This window comes from Tepidimonas ignava, assembly GCF_004342625.1.
Lineage (GTDB): Bacteria > Pseudomonadota > Gammaproteobacteria > Burkholderiales > Burkholderiaceae_C > Tepidimonas > Tepidimonas ignava.
The window spans coordinates 70731-91095 of the sequence record NZ_SMAH01000003.1; the positions used below are offsets into that span (position 1 = coordinate 70731).

Below are 20365 nucleotides of genomic sequence, written 5' to 3' on the forward strand. Positions count from 1 at the left end.
AACGGTTCATGTCACCATCAACGTCGGCCAACCTGGGTACGTTGCCTGCGCCCCATCAAGCTGTGGTACCTTGGCGCCACCGCATCGGCGTCCAAGTCGCCCTGCTGCTGGCGGTAGCCGGGCTGATCCTCGTCATCGGTTTGGTCTGGTTCAGCGTCAGCATGTACCGCGACGAGCGGCAAGCACGCCTGGACGAGCTGGGCGAACGTATTGCCACGGTGGCCGCCGTCATCGAGCAGGTGGACGAATCCGGCAAGCGCAATGCGCAGCGCCTGTACGCCGAATTCGAGCAACTGGTGCCCAGCGTGGCGCTGTCGTGGTCGGAGGTGGATGGCAAGCGCACCCTCACCCTGTACGGGCAAGCGTTGGCAGGCGACTTCACGATGGTGGACCTGTTCGCGCAGCGCAGCGGCGGCGTGGCCACCATCTTCGAACGCGAAGGCGACGATTTCCGGCGCATCACCACCAGCCTGACCAAGGAAGACGGCAGCCGCGCGGTGGGCACGCTGCTGGGCAAGGACCACCCCGCCTACGCCGCCATGATGGCCGGCACCCGCTACGTCGGCCGCGCGGTGCTGTTCGGACGCAGCTACATGACGGTGTACCAGCCCATCAAGATCGACGGCCAGGTGGCCGGCATCCTGTTCGTGGGTTACGACCTCAACAACGAGCTGGGCGTACTGACCCGGCTGCTCAAGGCCATCAACCGGGATCGGCTGATCTTTGCCGCGTTGGATATCTCGCAGGGTGCGCGGGCAGGCCAATGGTACGGGCGTGACCTGCCCAAACTTGGCGCGGACGACGCGCTGCTGCAGCGGTTGCGCGAAGCCACCCAACAGGGCCAAACCGACGGCGTGCTGGAGGTGGCCGACCTTCAGGGGCTTGAAGGGTCAGGGCCGGTCAATCTGGTGTGGCGGCACTTCCCAGCCTGGCACTGGGTGGTGCTGGCCGCCGAGCGGGATGCCGAGACAACCCGCGCATCGCGTGACGACATGCTTCATTTGTGGAGCCTGGTGGCGTTCAGCGGGGCGGTGGTGGCCGTGCTGTTGGCCTGGTTTGTGCGCACACGGCTGATGCGCCCGCTGCACAGCGTGGTGGCCGCCCTGGGCGCGTTGGCGCAGGGGCGGCTGTCGGTGGCCATACCGGCAGGGGGCCGCGACGAGTTTGGCGTTCTGATGCGGGCCACGGAGGCGATGCGCCGCACCTGGCTGGACGTGGTGCAGCGCGTGCACCAGGCCAGCACGGGGGTGGCCAACGGCGCCATCGAGATCGCGCAAGGCAATCAGGATCTGTCCGAGCGCACCGAGCGCGCTGCGGCCAGCCTGGAGCAAACCACCGCCAGCCTGGCCAGCCTGACCGACGCCGTGCGCCAGGGTGCCGACACCGCGCGCACGGCCAACCAACTGGCGATGCAGGCCGCCGAAAGCGCGCGCACCGGCGGACACGAGGTGCAGCAGGCCGTGGCCTCGATGCAGGCCATTGAGGCCAGCAGCCAGCGCATCGCCGACATCACCAGCGTCATCGACAGCATCGCGTTCCAGACCAACATCCTGGCGCTCAACGCCGCCGTCGAAGCCGCCCGCGCCGGCGAAGCGGGCCGGGGCTTTGCCGTCGTGGCCGGCGAGGTGCGCAGCCTGGCCCAGCGCAGCGCCGAAGCGGCGCGGCAAATCAAAGCATTGATCGAAGAAAGCGTGACCGCCGTGCGCAACGGCAGCCAGCAGGTGCAGCATTCCGGCGCCACCATCGCCGAGGTCGTGCAGTCCATCCAACGCGTGGCCGACCTGATCGGCGAGGTCAGCGCCTCCACCGCCGAACAAAGCGACAACATCGCCCAGGTCAACGCCGCCATGGGCCAACTCGACCAGATGACCCAGCAAAACGCCGCGCTGGTCGAGCAAGCCTCGGCCGCCGCGGCCAGCTTGCAGCAGCAGGCGCAAGCCCTGCTGCAAGCCTTGCAAGCGTTCGACGTCGCCGCGCAGGCGGCCTCCGCCGCGCTGCCGATGGCCGGAGCCGGTCCAGCCACATCGTCGCCCCCGGCGCCCTCCCACACCTCGGCCCCGGCGCCCAAGCCAGCAGCGTCGAAACCCCTGCGGCTGGTGCAGCCCGCGCCGCGCCACCACGGCGCCCCTTCGAGCGCGCCAGCCTCACCGACGCCCTCCGCACAACCCTCGACGCCGCCCGCGCGCTCGGCGCCGGGGGGCCAACCGTCGGCCAACGCCAGCGACGACGACTGGGAAACCTTCTGACGGGGCACAGCCGCCGGGGCACCCCAACGCCCCACCAACGAGCAAGGGCTGGCGGGTTGCCCCGCCAGCCCTGGTTGTGGGATCAGCGCCGCCACAGCCCGCGGGGCGAAGCCCCGCCGCGGCCTGGGCTTACATGTTGTCGATCATGACCTGACCAAAGCCCGAGCACGACACCTGCGTCGCGCCCTCCATCAGGCGGGCAAAGTCGTAGGTCACCTTCTTCGACTGGATGGCGCGCTCCATCGACACGATGATGAGGTCGGCGGCCTCCTTCCAGCCCATGTGGCGCAGCATCATTTCGGCCGACAGGATTTCGGACCCGGGGTTGACGTAGTCCTTGCCGGCGTACTTGGGCGCGGTGCCGTGCGTGGCTTCGAAGCACGCCACCGAGTCGGACAGGTTGGCCCCGGGCGCGATGCCAATGCCGCCCACCTGCGCCGCCAACGCGTCGGAGATGTAGTCGCCGTTGAGGTTGAGCGTGGCGATCACCGAGTACTCGGCCGGACGCAGCAGGATCTGCTGCAGGAACGCGTCGGCGATCGAGTCTTTGATGATGATGTCTTTGCCCGTTTTGGGGTTGGTGAACTTGCACCACGGGCCGCCGTCGATCTCCACCGCGCCGAACTCACGCTTGGCCAGCGCGTAGCCCCAGTCGCGGAAGGCGCCTTCGGTGTACTTCATGATGTTGCCCTTGTGCACAAGCGTCACGCTGGGCTTGTCGTTGTCGATGGCGTACTGGATGGCTTTGCGCACCAGGCGCTCGGTGCCTTCCTGGCTGACGGGCTTGATGCCGATGCCCGACGTTTCGGGGAAGCGGATCTTGGTCACCCCCAGCTCTTCTTGCAGGAACTTGATGAGCTTTTTGGCCTTGTCGCTCTGGGCCGGGTATTCGATGCCGGCGTAGATGTCCTCGGAGTTTTCGCGGAAGATGACCATGTCGGTCTTTTCCGGCTCCTTCAGCGGGCTGGGCACGCCCTTGAAGTAGCGCACCGGGCGCAGGCACACGTACAGGTCCAGCTCCTGGCGCAGCGCCACGTTGAGCGAACGGATGCCACCGCCCACCGGGGTGGTCAGCGGGCCCTTGATCGAAACGACGAACTCTTTCAGCGCGGCCAGCGTCTCATCCGGCAGCCACACGTCTGGGCCGTACACACGGGTGGACTTTTCACCCGCGTAGACTTCCATCCAGTGGATCTTGCGCTTGCCGCCGTAGGCCTTGGCCACCGCGGCGTCGACCACCTTGATCATCACCGGCGTGATGTCCACCCCGGTGCCATCACCCTCGATGTAGGGGATGATGGGGTTGTCCGGCACGTTGAGTGACATGTCCGGGTTGACCGTGATCTTGGCGCCGTCGGCGGGTACGCGGATGTGTTGGTACATGGGGACAGGGTCTCCGAGGGTCTGCTGCGGGCCACCGCGGCTCTTGGCCACGGTGGAGGTATGCCAAAATTCTAGCGACAAAACCGTTACGAACCTGACAGCTTGCCATGCCTCGCGCAACCCCCTCGTCGTCGTGGCGCCGCGTGCAGCGCCGTGGCTTGGTCGCCGCTGCGGCCGCCTGGGCGGTGGCGAGCGCGTGCGCGCAGGGTGTGGCCGAGGCCCCTCAGCGCGATTTGCCGCGCGTGACGCTGCGCGCTGGCATGCACCTGATCCACGCGCAAGTGGCCGCCACGCACGCGCAACGCGCCACCGGCCTGATGTGGCGGCGCGAGCTCGGCCCCAACGAAGGCATGCTGTTTGTGTTCGAGGCGCCGGCGGTGCAGTGCTTCTGGATGAAAAACACCTACGTGCCCTTGACGGCCGCCTTCGTCGCCGACGATGGCCGCATCGTCAACCTGGCCGACATGCGCCCGCTGGACGAAACCAGCCACTGCTCCAACGAGCCGGTGCGCTACGTGCTGGAAATGGCGCAGGGTTGGTTCCGCCAGCGCGGCATCGGGCCCGGCTTTCGGCTGGCCGGGCCGCCGTTTCAGGCGCCGCAGCGCTGACGGCGCGGCGCCCAAGCCTTGCGGGTCACCCCGCGAAATTGGCCTGCACAAACTCCCAGTTGACCAGTTTGTCGAGGAAGGTTTCGACAAACTTTTGCCGCAGGTTGCGGTAGTCGATGTAGTAGGCGTGCTCCCACACGTCCACGGTCAGCAGCGGCTTGTCGCCGGTGGTCAGCGGCGTGCCGGCCGCGCCCATGTTGACGATGTCCAGGCTGCCATCGGGCTTTTGGACCAGCCACGTCCAGCCGGACCCGAAGTTGCCCACGGCGCTCTTGACAAACGCCTCGCGGAACGCGGCGTAGCTGCCCCATTTGGCGCGGATGGCGTCGGCCAACGCGCCGGTGGGCTCACCACCGCCGTTGGGCTTCATGCAGTTCCAGAAGAACGTGTGGTTCCAGACCTGCGCGGCGTTGTTGTAGATCGGGCCGGGGTTGGGCGCCTTGCGAACGATGTCCTCCAGCGACATCGATTCGAACTCGGTGCCCTTTTGCAGGTTGTTGAGGTTGACCACGTAGGCGTTGTGGTGCTTGCCGTGGTGGTACTCCAGCGTTTCCTTGGAGTAGTACGGCTCCAGCGCGTCGATGGCAAACGGCAGCGGCGGCAGTGTGTGTTCCATGGTCGTTCCTCGCTCGTGACGGTTACAAAAGGGTAACGGGCAAACATTGTAGGCAAGGCCGGCGAGTCCACGCACCCCGTGGGGCCACGCTCAGGGCGCGTCGGCAGCGCCATCCACGTGCTGCTCCACCCGCGCCGCCAGCGCCCCGCGCGCCAGCCGCACGCGCACCCGCGCCCCCAGCGGGGCCTGGGTTGCGTCCAGCAGCACGCGGCCGTCCGGTCCGGTGACCAGCGCATAACCCCGCTGCAACACCCGCTGCGGGTCCAGCAGCGCCAGTTGCGCCTGCCAGCGCTGCAGCCGCTGGGTGTGTTGGTGCAGCAGCGCGTCCACGGCGCGGGGCAGGCGCCGCTGCTGCGCCAGCCATTGCTGGCGCGCCACCGCCAGGCGCGTCGCCGGCAACGCGGGCAGCCGCGCCGCCGAGGTGCGCAAGCGTTCGTGCTGCCGTTGCAGCGCACGCTGCACGGCACGCTGGGCGCGGTGCTGCACCGCCTGCAGCCACTGGCGCTGTTGCGCCAGCCGCTGCGACGGCCGCCCGATGCGCAGCGCCAAGCGGTCCACACGCTGCGCCTGGGTGTCCAGATGGCGGCGCACCGCGTCGCGCAAGCGCTCACGCTGCTGCGCCCAGCGTTGCAGCAGGTCGGCGCGCGCCGGCGCGCACAGCTCGGCCGCGGCGGTGGGCGTCGGCGCACGCACGTCGGCGGCAAAGTCGGCCAGCGTCACGTCGGTCTCGTGCCCCACACCGCACACCACCGGCATCGGCGCGCGCACGATGGTGCGCACCAACTCGGGGTCGTTGAAGGCCCACAGGTCTTCCAACGAGCCACCCCCACGCACCAGCAGCACCACCTGCGGGGCGCCGCAGGCCACAAAATCGGCGTAGGCGCGCTGCAGCGCCGCGCACAGTTGCGCCGGCGCCTGGGGCCCCTGCACCGCAGCCGGGTACAGGCGCACCGGCAGGTGCGGCGCACGGCGCGCCAGCGTGGTGGCGACGTCGCGCAAGGCGGCCGCGTCCAGCGACGTGACCACGCCCAGGCTTTCCGGGTACGGCGGCAGTGGACGCTTGCGCGCGCTGTCGAACAACCCTTCGGCCGCCAGCGCCGCCTTCAGGCGCACAAACTGTTCGTACAAAGCGCCTTGCCCGGCCAGCTGCACCCGCTCGACGATGAGCTGCAAATCCCCGCGCGGCGCGTACACGTCGAGCCGCCCCAGCAGGCGCACGCGCAAACCGTCGCGCAGCGTCACGGCGCTGGCCTGCGCGACGCGCCGAAACAGCGCGCAGCGCAGTTGGCCCTGCTCGTCTTTGAGCGTGAAATACACGTGCCCGCTGCTGGCTTGCGTGCAGCCGGCCACCTCCCCTTCGACCTGGACGGGGTTGAAGCGCGCCCGCAGCGCGTCGGCCAGCGCGGCCACCAGCGCACCGACCGTCCACACCGGCGCGTCGGCGGGGTCCGTGTAGGTCGAAAGCGGCATGGTCGAGGTCACATCAACGCGGGCGGTGCCGTGGCCCGATGAACACGCACGGCAGCAGGTGTCGGTGATAATGCGCCACCGTCACTCCCCGCACGTGGAGAGGAGGATAGCGTTGCTGTCGATCATACAGGCCGCCGGTTGGCCCATCGGGTTTTTGATCGCGTGCTCGGTCATAGGGCTGGCGCTGATTCTGGAGCGCGCCTGGAGCCTGCGGCGCGCGCGCGTCGCCCCCGCGGGCTTGCTGGACGAGGCCATCACCGCGTCGCGCCACGGCGTGCCGCCGCTCAACGTCATCGAGCAGCTTGCCCAGCACTCGCTGCTGGGCGAGGTGCTGGCCGCGGGCCTGCTGGCGCTGCACCACCACCCACAGGCCACGCAAGCCGAGCTGCGCGCCGCGCTGGAAGGCGCCGGCCGCCGCGCCGCGGCCCGCCTGCAGCGCTACCTCGGCGCGCTGGCCACGGTGGCCTCGGCCGCGCCGTTGTTGGGTCTGCTGGGCACGGTCATCGGCATGATTGAAATTTTTGGCTCGCAAGCCGGCCCGGGCGGTTTGCTGCCCGGTGGCGGCAACCCGGCGCAACTGGCGCACGGCATCTCGGTGGCGCTGTACAACACCGCCTTTGGTCTGATCATCGCGGTGCCGGCGCTCATTTTTTGGCGCATCTACCGTGCGCGCGCCGACGCGCTGCTGCTGGAGCTGGAGCTGGCCGCCGAGCGCTTCGTGCACCACCTGCTGACGCTGCGCCGCTGAGCAACCCGACCCGCCCTCCGGGAGTGCCACGATGAACTTTCGCCACGGGGAACGCGACGAGCCGGAGATCAACCTGATCCCGTTCATCGACGTGCTGCTGGTGATCCTCATCTTTTTGATGTTGACCACCACCTTCAGCCAGGCCACGGCGCTGCAGGTCAACCTGCCGCAGGCCGACGCTGAGCCGCCCCCCCAGGTACGCCGTGAAATCACCGTGGCCGTGGCCGCCGACGGGCGCGTGGCGGTGCAAGACAACGTGCTGCCCGAGCGCAGCGTGGCCGCGCTGGTGGCGGCGCTGCGCCGCGCGGCCGAAGCGACGCCTGAGCCGCTGCTGGTCATCCAGGCCGACGCCGCCGCCACCCACCAGGCCGTGGTGGACGTGCTGGACGCGGCGCGGCAAGCGGGCTTGGTGCAGATCACGTTTGCCACCCAGCGCAGCGGGCCGTGATGGCGGCCATCGATTGGACGCGGCTGTGGCAGCGCCGCACGGCTGCGGCGGTGGGCTTGTACCCGCTGGCGCTGCTGTACGCGGCGCTGCTGGGGGTGCGGCGCGGGCTATGGCGCCTCGGATGGCGGCGGCCGTGGCGCGCGCCGGTGCCGGTGTTGGTGGTGGGCAATGTCGTCGCCGGCGGCGCTGGCAAAACCCCCACGACCGCGGCGCTGGTGCAACACCTGCGTCGGCGCGGCCGCCACCCCGGTATCGTGGCGCGCGGCTACGGTGCGCCCGCGGCCGACGGCAGCGCGCGGCTGGTGGCCGACGACCCCGACCCGGCGCGTTGCGGCGACGAGCCGGTGCTGCTGGCGCGCGCCACCGGCGTGCCGGTCGCGGTGGGGCGCGACCGCGTGGCCGCGGTGCGGCGGTTGCTGCAGCGCCACCCGGAGGTGGACATCGTCGTGGCCGACGACGGCTTGCAACACTGGCGCCTGGCCGCCGACGCGGCGCTGGTGGTGTTCGACGCACGGGACGTGGGCAACGGCTGGCTGCTGCCCGCCGGGCCGTTGCGCGAACCGTGGCCGCTGCGCCGCGCGCCCGCGCCCACCGTGTGGGTGCTGCGCACCGAGCCGGCCAGCCATCCCCCGGCGGCGCACCCCTACCCCGAATTCGCCGCCCAGCGGCGGCTGGCGCCTGAAACGGTGGCGCTGGATGGCACGCGTCGACCGATGGCGCATTGGCGCAGCACGCCCGAAGCGATCGGGGCGCTGGCGGGCATCGCCCGCCCCGCGGCGTTTTTCGCGGCGTTGCAGGCGCAGGGCGTGCCGCTGGCGGCCACCGTGCCACTGGCGGACCACGCCCCGACCGCGCAGTTGCGCGCGGCCTTGCACGCCGCGGTGACCGCGGGCGGGCCGCGCCAGTGGCTGTGCACCGAAAAAGACGCCATCAAACTGCGCCCCGCCGACCTGCCCGAGGGCGTCGGCGTATGGGCCGTGCCGCTGGAGGTGGTCCCCTCGGCCGCATGGCTCGACGCCCTCGACGCCTGGCTGGCCACGGCGGGCCAACCGCGCCCGCGCGCGCTATGATGCCGAACATGGACCCCAAGCTGCTTGAGCTGCTGGTGTGCCCCGTGACCAAGGGCCCGCTGGTGTACGCGCGCGAAACCGGCGAACTCGTCTCGCGCGGCGCGCGCCTGGCCTACCCTATCCGCGACGGCATCCCCATCCTGCTGGAAAACGAAGCCCGCGCGCTGGACGAAGCCGAATTGGATCGCCTCGCCCCGCCGCGCCCCAGCGCACCGCCCGCTGCCAGCGCATGACGCCGCCGCCCTTTCACGCCCTGATCCCGGCACGGCGTGCCTCCACCCGCCTGCCCGACAAGCCACTGGCCGACATCGGCGGCGCCCCCATGGTCGTGCGCGTGGCCGAACGCGCACGCGCCAGTGGCGCGCTCAGTTGCACCGTCGCCACCGACGACGCCGCCATCGTTGAAGCCTGCACCCGCGCCGGCGTCGATGCGCTGCTGACCCGCCCCGACCACCCCAGCGGCAGCGACCGCCTGGCCGAAGCGGTGGCGCGGCTGGGCCTGCCCGACGACGCGATCGTCGTCAACGTCCAAGGCGATGAGCCGCTCATCGACCCTGCGCTGTTGCAAGCCGTGGCGCAGCGGTTGCATGACCGTCCGGACTGCGCGATGGCCACCGCCGCGCACCCGCTGAGCGACGCGGCCGAGTTGTTCAACCCCAACGTGGTCAAGGTCGTGCTGGACGCGCGCGAGACGGCGCTGCTGTTCAGCCGCGCCCCCATCCCCTGGTGGCGCGATGCGCCGCGCCACGACGACGCGTTGGACCTGTGCGCTTGGCCCGCCGGGTTGCGTCCGCTGCGCCACATCGGGCTGTACGCCTACCGGGCCGGGTTTTTGCGCACCTTCCCGACCCTGCCGCCGGCGCCGCTGGAGCAGTGCGAAGCGCTGGAGCAGCTGCGTGTGCTGTGGCACGGCCAGCGCATCGCGGTGCACATCACACCCGAAGCCCCTGGCCCCGGGGTGGACACCCCCGACGACCTGGCCCGCGTGCGTGCCTTGTGGGCGGCGCGGCACGCGGCGCGCCGATAACCCCGGCCGGTATGGCGGCCGCTGTAAGCCTGTGTCGGGCAGCGCATGCTATTCTTGCGCGCTGGCGGCCAGCGCACCCAGCCTGAGGAGACAGGGCGCGGCACGTCGAGCGGTCCAACCCACCAGACGAGCAAAGGAAACCCATGAGACTGATCCTGCTGGGCGCTCCGGGCGCTGGCAAAGGCACGCAAGCCGCGTTCATCTGCCAGAAGTACGGCATCCCCCAGATTTCCACCGGTGACATGCTGCGTGCGGCGGTCAAGGCCGGCACCCCGCTGGGCTTGGCGGCCAAGCAGGTCATGGACGCCGGCGGCCTGGTCAGCGACGACATCATCATCGGGTTGGTCAAAGACCGCATCGCGCAGCCGGACTGCGCCAACGGCTTTCTGTTCGACGGCTTCCCGCGCACCATCCCCCAGGCCGAAGCGATGCGCCAGGCGGGCGTCAAGCTCGACTACGTGCTGGAGATCGACGTGCCGTTCGACGCCATCATCGAACGCATGAGCGGCCGGCGCGTGCACCCTGCCTCCGGGCGCACCTACCACATCCGCTACAACCCGCCCAAGGTACCGGGCAAGGACGACGTCACCGGCGAAGATCTGATCCAGCGTGACGACGACAAAGAAGAAACCGTGCGCAAGCGCCTGGACGTGTACGCCGCGCAAACCCGCCCACTGGTGGACTACTACCGTAGCTGGGCCGAGCGCGACCCCGAGCAAGCGCCGCGCTACCGTCGCATCAGCGGTGTGGGCGCGGTGGAGGAAATCACCCAGCGCGTGTTCGAGGCGCTGGCCAGCTAACCGGCCCGCGGCGTTGCCAGCAGCCGCAACGCCAGCGCCAGCCGCGCTTTGGCCGGCGGCAGCGTCGTCACTGTGAACGCGGGATGCGCGCGGCCCGCGTGGGCCACCATTACCTGGCCCTGCGCGCAGCGCGTCGTCACCCACACCCGCACCCCTTGCGCCTCGGCGTCGGTCAGTGCCGCCGCCAGCCGCCGGTGCAGCGAGCCGTTGCCGGTGCCGGCCACCACCAACCCCTGCAGCGGCGCGTCGTCGTCCTGCCCGGCCAGGGCGCGTTGCCGCTGCGCCAGCAGGGCGCGCACGATCGCCCCGTCGTGGTCGGCGTGGCTGGTGATCCACTCCACCCGCGGCCACGCCGGTGCGTGCAGCACGGCGTGGCGCCAGGCAGCGTCGCGCGGCCACGCGCCATCATCACCCCAGGACCCCGGCACGGGCGCAGCGCACCAACGCACGCGGCCCGCCTCGACCCAGGCGCACGGTCCAGCGTCCCCGGCGCCGAACGCGTCGGCGCGCAGCGGATGCACTTTGCGCACCGCCACCGCATCGAACACCCGCCCGGCCAACGTGACCCACACGCCGCCGGCCGCCAACGCTTGGGTGTCGGTGGCCAACGCCAGCGCATCGGTCAGGTTTTGCGGGCCGTCCGGCACCGCCGCCGAGGCCGGCCGCATCGCGCCGGTCAGCACCACCGGCTTGGTGGGCGCCAGCACGGCCTGCAGCAGCCACGCGGTCTCCTCCATCGTGTCGGTGCCGTGCGTCACCACCACCGCACCCACGTCGGCATCGTCCAGCGCGTCCTGCACCGCGCGCAGCAAGGCCTGCCACACGGCGCGGTCCATGTCCTTGCTGTCCACGTTGGCCACCTGTTGCGCCTGCAGCCGCCAGCCTGCAGGGCACGCGATGCCCTGCAACAGCGCCTGCACCGGCACCACGCCGGCCTGGTAGCCCACCACGTCGTGCGCCTGGGCGGCCCGCCCGGCGATCGTGCCACCGGTGCCCAGCACCCGCAGCGTGCGCCCGTTGGTGTCCACGCGGTCAGCCCTCCGCGCGCTCGCGCTCGCGCAGCGTGCGGCGCAGCATGCCCCACACGCTCCACAGGAACAGCGCCGCCCCCACCGCCAAAAAACCTGCGCTGATGGGCCGCTCGATGAAAATGGCCGCATCGCCCCGCGACAGCAGCAGCGCGCGGCGCAGGTTTTCTTCCATCAGCGGCCCCAGCACAAAGCCCAGCATCAGCGGCGCCGCTTCAAACCGCAGCACCGCCAACAGGTAGCCCACCGCCCCGATGGCCGCCACCATGTAAATGTCAAAGACGTTGTTGTTGACGCTGTAGGTGCCCAGCGCGATGAACACCAAAATCGCCGGGTACAGCACGTGGTACGGAATGCGCAAAATCGCCACCCACATGCCCACCAGCGGCAAGTTGAGGATGACGAGCAGGATGTTGCCGATGGCAAAACTGACGATCAGCCCCCAAAAGAGATCGGGCTGGTTGCTCATCAGCAGCGGCCCGGGCTGGATGCCGTGGATGATGAGCGCGCCCAGCATCAGCGCCATCACCGCATCGCCCGGGATGCCCAGCGACAGCGTGGGCACGAACGCCGTTTGCGCCGCGGCGTTGTTGGCCGCCTCCGGCGCCGCCACGCCCTCAATGGCGCCACGGCCAAACCGGCTGGGCTCTTTGGCCATGCGCTTTTCCACCGCGTAGGCCATGAACGAGGCGATCGACGCCCCCGTGCCTGGCAACGCCCCAAAAAACGACCCGATGCCGGTGCCGCGCAACATCGGCAGCCACGAGCGGCGCCAGTCCTCGCCGGTGGGCAGCATGTCACGCAGGCGGATCGAGCCGGTCATGTGCCCTTCGCGCGGCTGGTTGACCGAGCCCACCACCTCGGCAATGCCAAACAGCCCCATGGCCAGCGCCACGATGTTGATGCCGTCCATGAGCTCAGGCACGTCGAAGTGAAAGCGCGCCACGCCCGAGTTGACGTCCGTGCCCACGGTACCCAGCAGCAGCCCCAGCACCACCATCGCCAAACCCTTGATCGGCGATCCCGAGGCCAACGTCGAAGCCGCCAGCAGCCCCAGCGCCATCATGGCAAAGTACTCCGCCGGGCCAAACTTCAGGCCCACCTCGGCAATGGCAGGGGCAAAACCGGCCAGGATCGCCACGCCCAACATCGAGCCGATGAAGGAAGCGATGGTCGTCATGAACAGCGCCACCCCGGCGCGCCCCTGCTTGGCCATCTGGTAGCCGTCCAAGCAGGTCACGGCCGACGAAGGCGTGCCGGGCAGGTTGAGCAGGATCGACGCGGTGGAGCCGCCGTACTGCGCCCCGTAGTACACCCCCGCCAGCATGATGATGGCCGCCGTGGGCGGGATGTGGTACGTGACCGGCAACAGCAGCGAGATGGTGGCCATCGCACCAATGCCCGGCAGCACGCCGATGAGCGTGCCGATGAACACACCGATGAAGCAGTACAGCAGCATCATCGGCTGCAGGGCCTGCTGCAGCCCGTAGAGCAGTCCTTGTACGACGTCCATGATCAGGCGCTCCAGGGCCACGTGGGCAACACCATGCCCAAGCCCGCGATAAAGATCAACCACGCCAACGCAGCGATCACCCCCGCCGTCAGCAGCCGCGTGCGCCAGCGGTAGCGGGCATCGGCCAACGAGGCCAGCAGCACCGCCGCCACCGTGGCCAGCACCAACCCGGCCGGTTTGAGCAACAGCCCGAACACCACCAGCGACCCCAGCACCGCCACGGCGGCCCGCCCCGCCAGCACGATCGGCTCACCCCCCCGCAACAGCGCCGGCAGCGCAATCAGCACCCCCAGCGCGGCCAGCAGCCAGCCCAGCGCCACCGGGAAAAACCCTGGCCCCATGTTGCGCAGCTCACCCAGCTCGTAGTGCTGCTGCGCGTACAGCGCCGCCCCCGCACCCACGGCCACCATCAGGGCGCCGCCCAGCACATCGCGTACGTCTCGTTTCATCCACTCACCCCACGCGCAGGTTCAGGCGCTCGATCACCTCACGCATGCGCGCGGTGTCGCTGGCGATGCGACGCGCCAACCCTTCCGGACTCGTCCCCACGACCTGCCACCCCTGCTGAAACAGCTTGGCCCGGATGTCGGGCTGCCGAACCACGTCCACCAGCGCATTGGCCACTCGGGCCACGTGGGCTGCGGCCATGGCGCGCGGTGCGGCCACGGCGTTCCACACCTCCAGCTCAACGTCGGGCAAGCCCACCTCGGCCAGTGAGGGCACGTGCGGCGCCAGTGGGCTGCGCCCGCCACTGGTCACCGCAACCGCCTGCAGCCTGCCCGTCTCGGCCTGCTGCAGGGCCAGGCCCGGCGGCAACAAGGCCAAGTGCACTTCGCCGCGCAGCATCGCCTGGATGACCTGTGGGTTGCCAGGGAACGGTACGTGCACCGCGCGCCAGCCGGCACGGCTTTGCAACAGCTCCATTCCCAAATGCGCCAACGTCCCCACGCCGGGCGAGCCATAGTTCCAGCGATCACCGGCCTGCTGCGCCGCCGCCCACACCGCCGCGCCGCGCGCCTGCACCTGGGGTCCGGCACACAGCACCAACGGGGCTTTGACCAGCAGGCTCACGGGGGCCAGGTCGGTGTGCGGGTCGTAGGGCGTGGCGGGGTTGAGCAGTTTGGCCACGGTCAGGTTGCCGTTGATCATCAGCCCCAACGTGTGGCCATCGGTGGCGCGCGCGACCGCATCGGCGGCGATGTTGCCGGCGGCGCCGGGCCGGTTGTCCACCACCACCGGTTGCCCCAGGCGGGCGGCCAGGGGCTCAGCCAGGGTACGCGCGGTGGTGTCGGGCGACGACCCCGGTGGGAAGCCCACCACCAGCCGCAGGGGGCGCTGCGGCCAGGCGGTCACACCCCCGCCTTGCGCCACGGCCCATGGTGACAACGCGCCACCGGCCGCCCCCAACACAAGGCTGCGCCGCGTCAATCCCTTGCCAACGTTCATCGATCGCGTCTCCTCGTCATCTGCGCATGTCACGCGCACCAACCCGCACGTGAGGGGCGATGATAGCGCCCATAACGACAAAACCCCGCGCGCGTCACGGCGGGCGGGGTTGGCTGGCGGAGTGAGAGGGATTCGAACCCTCGATACGGGTTTTAGCCCGTATACTCCCTTAGCAGGGGAGCACCTTCGGCCTCTCGGTCATCACTCCGAAGAGCCGCCATTATGCCCGAAGTTGGGGGGCGCTGGGCGGCTCGGGGCGAAAAATTTACGCGCCTTGCAGGGTGTCTTCGGGCTGGTCGAGGTCGAACTCGCGGTGCAGCGCGCGCACGGCCAGCTCCATGTACTTCTCGTCGATGACGACCGAGATCTTGATCTCGGAGGTGGAGATCATCTGGATGTTGATGCCCTCTGCGGCCAGGCAGCGGAACATGCGGCTGGCCACGCCGACGTGGCTGCGCATGCCGATGCCCACGACGCTGACCTTGCAGATGCGCGCGTCACCGACGACATCGCTGGCGCCCAGCGCCGGCACCACCTGCGTGCGCAGCACGTCCAGCGCGCGCGCCAGGTCGTTGCGGTGCACGGTGAAGCTGAAGTCGGTGCGCCCGTCTTTGCCGACGTTTTGGATGATGACGTCGACGTCGATGTTGGCGTCGGCCACCGCGCCCAGGATTTGCGCGGCGATGCCGGGTTTGTCGGGCACGCCCAGCACCGAGACCTTGGCTTCGTCGCGGTTGAAGGCGATGCCGGAGACGACGGCTTGTTCCATGGGTTGGCCTTCCTCAAAGGTGATCAGGGTACCGCTGCGGGCTTCTTCCTCGATGGGGATGTCCCACGGCGTGAAGCTGGACAGCACGCGCATCGGAACACGGTATTTGCCGGCAAACTCCACGGAGCGGATTTGCAGCACCTTGGAGCCCATGCTGGCCATTTCCAGCATCTCTTCGAAGCTGATGCGCTGCAGGCGGCGCGCTTCGGGCACGACGCGCGGGTCGGTGGTGTACACACCGTCGACGTCGGTGTAGATGAGGCATTCGTCGGCCTTGATGGCGGCGGCCACCGCCACGGCGGAGGTGTCGGAGCCCCCACGCCCCAGCGTGGTGACGTTGCCATGCGCGTCCACGCCCTGAAAGCCGGTGATGATGACGACTTTGCCGGCGGCCAGGTCGGCGCGGATGCGCTGGTCGTCGATCGATTCGATACGGGCTTTGGTGAAGGCGCTGTTGGTGCGGATGGGCACCTGCCAGCCGCAGTACGACACGGCGTCGATGCCTTCGGCCTGCAGCGCGATGGCCAGCAGGCCCACCGAAACCTGTTCACCGGTGGCCGCGAGTTGGTCGAGCTCGCGGTAGTACGCGGGGCCGGGCTTTTCGGGGGCGACTTCCTTGGCCAGGCCGAGCAGACGGTTGGTCTCGCCGCTCATGGCGCTGGGCACCACCACCATTTGGTGGCCGGCCCGCACCCATTTGGCGACCCGCTTGGCCACGTTGCGAATGCGCTCCGTGGACCCCATGCTGGTGCCGCCGTATTTGTGAACGATCAGTGCCATGGATGAATCTACAGGAATGGCCCGCGCGGATGCGGGCAAACCCGAACATTATAGGTGGCCATGCAGCGCTTTCTGATCGTTCTCGGGACCCTGCTGCTGCTCGCGGGGCTGTTGTGGCCGTGGTTGAGCCGCTTGCCCTGGGGCCGGCTGCCAGGCGACATCGCCATCGAGCGCGAAGGGTTCAGCTTTTACTTGCCGCTGGGCACGAGCCTGGTGGTGTCGGTGCTGCTGTCGTTGCTGCTGTGGTGGTGGCGCCGCTAGCGTTGTCCGGCCGCCAGCGCAGCACGGGGCCGTCGCGCCGCACGGTGCCGGCGCCCAGCCGCAGCTCGATGCGCTGGCCGCGCGTGCGGGCGGCTTGAATTTGCTGCGCCAGGGCCTGCCACTGCGCGTCGCTGGCCTGCGCGCCGTGGCGCTGGCGCAGCCACAGGCGCAGCGCGTTGACGGCGCGCGGCGGCGGCAGCGCGCGCAGCGCGGCCAGTTGCGGGGGGTCGCCGATGCGGGCAAGGTCCTCCGCGGCGAGCTGCTGCAGCAGCGCCTGCGCCTGCGCCGCGTGGCGCGCGCTGCGCGCGAAGGTGGCCGGCGCGTGTGGAAACGCCTGCAGCAGGGCCGGCAGCACCTGCAAGCGCAAGCGGTTGCGGGTGGGGTGGGGATCGGCGTTGGTGGGGTCTTCCACCCACGGCACGCCGGCTTGCGCCAGTTGCGCGCGCAGCGCTTGGGGGTCGGCTGCCAGCAGCGGGCGGCCAAAGGTCACGCCATCGCGCTCGAAGCGCTCGGGCATCGCCGCCAACCCCGGCAGGCCAGCGCCACGGGTGAGGGCCAACAGCACCGTCTCCAACTGGTCCAGCGCGTGGTGGGCCAGCAGCACCGCCGCCCCGCACGCTTGGGCCTGTTGCGCCAGCGCCGCGTAGCGCGCCGCGCGCGCCGCTTCCTCGGGGCTGCGGCCGGGGGTCAGCACCACCTGCACACGCTGCACCTGCAGCGGTACGCCCCAGGCGGCGCAACAGGCCTGCGCGTGGTCGGCAAAGGCATCGGCCGCGGCTTGCAGGCCATGGTGCACGTGCACCGCGCGCACCCGCTGGGGCCAGCGCTGCGCCACGGCCAGCAGCAACGCGGTGGAATCCGCCCCGCCGCTGTAGGCCACCAGCAGGGGGGCGTGGCCGCGCGCCACGTCGGGGTGGCGCAGGGCCCAGGCGTCGAGCGCGTGCAGCGCGGCTTCAGGCGCGCGCGGCCTTGGTGTCGGTGTAGCGCCCGAAGGACTGCAGCCGTGCATGGCGCCGCTCGATCAGTTCGGCCGGCTCCAGGTCGGCCACCTGCCGCAGCGCCTCGGCCAGCGCGCGTTTGAGCAGCGCGGCCATCTGTTGGGGATCGCGGTGCGCGCCGCCGACCGGCTCGTTGACGATTTTGTCGATCAGCCCCAGCGCCTTGAGGCGGTGCGCGGTGATGCCCAGCGCCTCGGCCGCCTCGGGCGCTTTGTCGGCCGTCTTCCACAGGATGGAGGCGCAGCCCTCGGGGCTGATGACCGAGTACACGGCGTACTGCAACATCAGCACCTGGTCGGCCACGGCGATGGCCAGCGCCCCACCCGAGCCACCCTCGCCGATGATGGTGCTGATGATGGGCACTTCGAGTTGCGCCATCTCGAAGATGTTGCGGCCGATGGCCTCGGACTGGTTGCGCTCCTCGGCGTCGATGCCGGGGTAGGCGCCGGGCGTGTCGACAAAGGTGAACACGGGCAGGCGGAATTTTTCCGCCAGCTTCATCGCCCGCAGCGCTTTGCGGTAGCCCTCAGGCTTGGTCATGCCGAAGTTGCGCAGCGCGCGCTCTTTGGTGTCGCGACCCTTTTGGTGGCCGACGACGACGCACGGCTGGCCGTTGAAGCGTGCCAACCCGGTGACGATGCTGAGGTCGTCCGCAAAGTGGCGGTCACCGTGCAGCTCGGTCCAGTGCGTGAAGATGGCGCGCACGTAGTCCAGCGTGTACGGCCGGTCGCTGTGGCGGGCGATTTTGGTCACCTGCCACGGGGTGAGCTTGGCGTAAATGTCTTTGGTGAGCTGTAGGCTCTTTTGGCTCAGGCGCTCGATTTCGTCCGAGATGTCCACCGCGGACTCGTTTTGGACGTAGCGCAGCTCTTCGATCTTGGCTTCGAGTTCGGCGATGGGCTGCTCGAAGTCGAGAAAGTTGCGTTTGGCCACTTCGGTCGCTCCTTGGGGCCGCTTGGGCAGCCCGTTGCAGGGTGGCGCGGGCGCGGCGTGCGGGCCGCCGCCAGCGCGCGGTCGTCAATAGGCCACCGGGATCGGATCCAGCGACCGCCAAATATACCAAGTCGCCACGCTGCGGTACGGCGCCCAGGCGGCGGCGACTTCACGCGCGTCGCTGCGGCTGACCGGCTCGCCCGAGAAGTAGCACCGGCTGATGCCACGCAGCAGCCCCAGGTCGTCCAGCGGCAGCACGTCGGGGCGCAGCAGGTGGAACATCAAAAACATCTCAGCCGTCCAGCGGCCGATGCCACGGATGGCCACCAGCTCACGGATGATGGCTTCGTCGTCCATCGCGTGCCAGGCCTGCGGATCGATGCGGCCGTCATCGAAGTGGCGCGCCAGGTCCAGCAGGTACTCGACCTTGCGCGCGCTCAGGCCCGCCGCGCGCAGCGCGTCAGGGCCGGCGGCCAGCACCGCCGCGGGCGTGAGGGTTTCGACGCGCTGCAGCGTGGCCAACAGGCGATCCCACACGGCCTGCGCCGCTTTGACCGATATCTGCTGCCCCACCACGCTGCGCGCCAGCGTGGTGAACGGGTCACCACGCGACTGCAGGCAGGCTTGCCCGTGCTGGGGGATCAGGCGCGCCATCACGCGGTCGCGTGCGCACAGGTGCTGGCAGGCGTCGGCCCAGTACGCGGGCACCAAGCCTTCGCCGGCCGCCACGGCGTGCGCAGGCGCGACGCAGGCGCCGTCGGGGGCACGGCGTGCGTTCATGCGCGCTCCCAGGTGGTGCCGCCAGGTCCGTCTTTGAGCACGATGCCCGCGGCGGCCAGCTCGGCGCGGATGCGGTCGGCGCGGGCGTAATCGCGCGCCGCCTTGGCCGCCGCCCGCTCGGCGATGCGGGCTTGGATGGTGGCTTCGTCCAACCCCACCCCGGCGCGCAGGTAGGCTTGCGGGTCTTGCTGCAGCAGGCCCAGCACGCCGCCCAGCGCACGCAGCACGCCGCTCAGGCGCGCGTCCCGGGTGCGGTTGACCTCGGCGGCCAGCTCGAACAGCACAGCCACCGCCTCCGGCGTGCCAAAGTCCTCGTCCAACGCCGCCTTGAAGCGCGCCGTCCAGGGGTCGCCCCAGTCGATGGTCGCCGGCGCCTGCGCGGGCACCGCGGCCAGCGCGGTGTACAGGCGCTTGAGCGCGGCGCGCGCATCGTCCAGGTGCTGGTCGCTGTAGTTGAGCGGGCTGCGGTAGTGCGCGCGCACGATGAAAAAACGCACCGTTTCGGCGTCGTAGCGCTGCAGCACCTCGCGGATGGTGAAAAAGTTGCCCAGGCTTTTGGACATCTTTTCGCCATCGACGCGCACAAAGCCGTTGTGCATCCAGATCTGCGCCAGCGGCTTGCCCGTGGCGCCTTCGCTTTGCGCGATTTCGTTTTCGTGGTGGGGAAACTGCAGGTCGGCGCCGCCGCCGTGGATGTCGAAGCTCTCGCCCAGCAGCGCGCAGCTCATCGCCGAGCACTCGATGTGCCAGCCCGGGCGCCCGCGCCCGTAGGGGCTGTCCCACTGCGCCTCGGCGGGCTCGTCGGGCTTGGCCGCCTTCCACAGCACAAAGTCCAGCGGGTCGCGCTTGGTGCTGTCGACCTGCACACGCTCGCCGGCGCGCAGCTCATCGAGGCTCTTGCCCGACAGCTTGCCGTAGCCAGCAAAGGCGCGCACCGCGTAGTTGACGTCGCCGTCGTCGCTGCGGTAGGCCAGCCCCTTGGCCTGCAGGCGCTCGATCAGGCTCAGCATCTGCGGCACGTAGTCGGTGGCGCGCGGCTCGTGCGTGGGCCGCTCGATGCCCAGCGCATCGGCGTCCGCGTGCAGCGCGGCGATCATGCGGTCGGTCAGGCCACGGATGGTCTCGCCGTTGGCCAGCGCGCGCGCGATGATCTTGTCGTCGATGTCGGTGATGTTGCGCACGTAGGTGACGCGGTAGCCGCTGGCCTTGAGCCAGCGCTGCACGACGTCGAACGCCACCATCGAGCGTGCGTGGCCAAGGTGGCACAGGTCGTACACCGTCATGCCGCAGACGTACATGCGCACGTGGCCGGGTTCGAGGGGCACGAGCGGGTCAAGGCGTCGGGTGAGCGAGTTGTATATGCGCAGGGTCATGGCAACGGCGCCGCAGCGCCTGGGTGGCGGCGGCTCTACAATCGGTTGAAGGCGCGTATTGTGCACCG

The 20365-nt window shown here is 69.9% G+C and carries 21 protein-coding genes and 1 tRNA gene; 9 read left to right on the forward strand and 13 right to left on the reverse strand.

What is annotated here, in order from left to right; all coding sequences use genetic code 11:
• Nucleotides 1–8 precede the first annotated feature (8 nt).
• On the forward strand, nt 9–2246 hold the full coding sequence (locus tag EDC36_RS02925) for a methyl-accepting chemotaxis protein (RefSeq protein ID WP_165902798.1): 2238 nt from the start codon (nt 9–11) through the stop codon (nt 2244–2246).
• Between the two features lie 129 nt (nt 2247–2375).
• On the opposite strand, the gene icd is transcribed toward EDC36_RS02925, so the two are convergent.
• Entirely contained in the window at nt 2376–3629 is a 1254-nt protein-coding gene (icd, locus tag EDC36_RS02930) for an NADP-dependent isocitrate dehydrogenase (protein WP_132961769.1), read from the reverse strand.
• A gap of 107 nt (nt 3630–3736) precedes the next feature.
• On the opposite strand from icd, the gene EDC36_RS02935 reads away from it, so the two are divergent.
• Nucleotides 3737–4237: a DUF192 domain-containing protein gene (locus tag EDC36_RS02935; protein WP_132961770.1), complete on the forward strand. Its 501-nt coding sequence runs from the start codon at nt 3737–3739 to the stop codon at nt 4235–4237.
• Between the two features lie 25 nt (nt 4238–4262).
• On the opposite strand, the gene EDC36_RS13315 is transcribed toward EDC36_RS02935, so the two are convergent.
• Together EDC36_RS13315 and xseA are read right to left on the reverse strand one after the other, a co-directional pair.
• Nucleotides 4263–4853 (reverse strand): superoxide dismutase, encoded by a 591-nt coding sequence (locus EDC36_RS13315; protein ID WP_143946024.1) that lies wholly within the window; start codon nt 4851–4853, stop codon nt 4263–4265.
• 90 nt (nt 4854–4943) lie between these two features.
• Nucleotides 4944–6323: an exodeoxyribonuclease VII large subunit gene (xseA, locus tag EDC36_RS02940; protein ID WP_143946023.1), complete on the reverse strand. Its 1380-nt coding sequence runs from the start codon at nt 6321–6323 to the stop codon at nt 4944–4946.
• Between the two features lie 112 nt (nt 6324–6435).
• Between xseA and EDC36_RS02945 the strand changes: the two genes are divergently transcribed.
• The 6 genes from EDC36_RS02945 to adk all read left to right on the forward strand — a co-directional run bounded on the left by EDC36_RS02945 (nt 6436) and on the right by adk (nt 10416).
• Nucleotides 6436–7071: a MotA/TolQ/ExbB proton channel family protein gene (locus tag EDC36_RS02945; RefSeq protein WP_132961771.1), complete on the forward strand. Its 636-nt coding sequence runs from the start codon at nt 6436–6438 to the stop codon at nt 7069–7071.
• A 31-nt stretch (nt 7072–7102) separates the two neighbouring features.
• Nucleotides 7103–7519, forward strand: a complete 417-nt coding sequence (locus EDC36_RS02950) for an ExbD/TolR family protein (protein WP_132961772.1) — start codon at nt 7103–7105, stop codon at nt 7517–7519.
• Nucleotides 7519–8589, forward strand: coding sequence for a tetraacyldisaccharide 4'-kinase (lpxK, locus tag EDC36_RS02955; RefSeq protein ID WP_132961773.1), 1071 nt, complete (start codon nt 7519–7521; stop codon nt 8587–8589). Before EDC36_RS02950 ends, lpxK begins: the two co-directional genes overlap by 1 nt.
• Nucleotides 8590–8597: 8 nt before the next feature.
• Nucleotides 8598–8822 carry a Trm112 family protein gene (locus EDC36_RS02960; RefSeq protein ID WP_132961774.1) on the forward strand — a complete coding sequence of 75 codons (225 nt, stop codon included), beginning with the start codon at nt 8598–8600 and terminating at the stop codon, nt 8820–8822.
• Nucleotides 8819–9616 (forward strand): 3-deoxy-manno-octulosonate cytidylyltransferase, encoded by a 798-nt coding sequence (gene kdsB, locus EDC36_RS02965; protein ID WP_132961775.1) that lies wholly within the window; start codon nt 8819–8821, stop codon nt 9614–9616. The genes EDC36_RS02960 and kdsB overlap by 4 nt, the downstream gene beginning before the upstream one ends.
• Nucleotides 9617–9759: 143 nt before the next feature.
• On the forward strand, nt 9760–10416 hold the full coding sequence (adk, locus tag EDC36_RS02970) for an adenylate kinase (protein WP_132961776.1): 657 nt from the start codon (nt 9760–9762) through the stop codon (nt 10414–10416).
• Here the strand turns inward: adk and EDC36_RS02975 are convergent.
• The 6 genes from EDC36_RS02975 to EDC36_RS03000 form a co-directional block, all read right to left on the reverse strand.
• A complete protein-coding gene (locus tag EDC36_RS02975) occupies nt 10413–11444 on the reverse strand; it encodes an asparaginase (protein ID WP_165902795.1) in 1032 nt (343 codons plus the stop codon). The two genes, adk and EDC36_RS02975, sit on opposite strands and share 4 nt — an antisense overlap.
• A gap of 4 nt (nt 11445–11448) precedes the next feature.
• The gene (locus EDC36_RS02980) at nt 11449–12957 is read right to left on the reverse strand and encodes a tripartite tricarboxylate transporter permease (protein ID WP_132961778.1); all 1509 of its coding nucleotides are present in this window, start codon (nt 12955–12957) and stop codon (nt 11449–11451) included.
• Between the two features lie 2 nt (nt 12958–12959).
• Nucleotides 12960–13406 (reverse strand): tripartite tricarboxylate transporter TctB family protein, encoded by a 447-nt coding sequence (locus EDC36_RS02985; protein WP_132961779.1) that lies wholly within the window; start codon nt 13404–13406, stop codon nt 12960–12962.
• Nucleotides 13407–13410: 4 nt separating this feature from the next.
• On the reverse strand, nt 13411–14403 hold the full coding sequence (locus tag EDC36_RS02990) for a Bug family tripartite tricarboxylate transporter substrate binding protein (RefSeq protein WP_132961780.1): 993 nt from the start codon (nt 14401–14403) through the stop codon (nt 13411–13413).
• A 114-nt stretch (nt 14404–14517) separates the two neighbouring features.
• A tRNA-Ser gene (locus EDC36_RS02995) sits at nt 14518–14611 on the reverse strand.
• 57 nt (nt 14612–14668) lie between these two features.
• Nucleotides 14669–15952 carry an aspartate kinase gene (locus EDC36_RS03000; RefSeq protein WP_132961781.1) on the reverse strand — a complete coding sequence of 428 codons (1284 nt, stop codon included), beginning with the start codon at nt 15950–15952 and terminating at the stop codon, nt 14669–14671.
• Nucleotides 15953–16012: 60 nt separating this feature from the next.
• Here EDC36_RS03000 and EDC36_RS03005 point away from each other — a divergent pair, with 60 nt between their 5' ends.
• Entirely contained in the window at nt 16013–16213 is a 201-nt protein-coding gene (locus tag EDC36_RS03005) for a DUF2905 domain-containing protein (RefSeq protein ID WP_132961782.1), read from the forward strand.
• On the opposite strand, the gene tilS is transcribed toward EDC36_RS03005, so the two are convergent.
• The 4 genes from tilS to cysS form a co-directional block, all read right to left on the reverse strand.
• Nucleotides 16134–17222: a tRNA lysidine(34) synthetase TilS gene (gene tilS, locus EDC36_RS03010; RefSeq protein WP_132961783.1), complete on the reverse strand. Its 1089-nt coding sequence runs from the start codon at nt 17220–17222 to the stop codon at nt 16134–16136. The genes EDC36_RS03005 and tilS overlap by 80 nt on opposite strands.
• The gene (locus EDC36_RS03015; RefSeq protein ID WP_132961784.1) at nt 17167–18144 is read right to left on the reverse strand and encodes an acetyl-CoA carboxylase carboxyltransferase subunit alpha; all 978 of its coding nucleotides are present in this window, start codon (nt 18142–18144) and stop codon (nt 17167–17169) included. Before EDC36_RS03015 ends, tilS begins: the two co-directional genes overlap by 56 nt.
• An 84-nt stretch (nt 18145–18228) precedes the next feature.
• Nucleotides 18229–18924: a DNA-3-methyladenine glycosylase family protein gene (locus EDC36_RS03020; protein ID WP_132961785.1), complete on the reverse strand. Its 696-nt coding sequence runs from the start codon at nt 18922–18924 to the stop codon at nt 18229–18231.
• Nucleotides 18921–20297 (reverse strand): cysteine--tRNA ligase, encoded by a 1377-nt coding sequence (gene cysS / locus EDC36_RS03025; protein ID WP_132961786.1) that lies wholly within the window; start codon nt 20295–20297, stop codon nt 18921–18923. Before cysS ends, EDC36_RS03020 begins: the two co-directional genes overlap by 4 nt.
• Nucleotides 20298–20365: the final 68 nt, after the last annotated feature.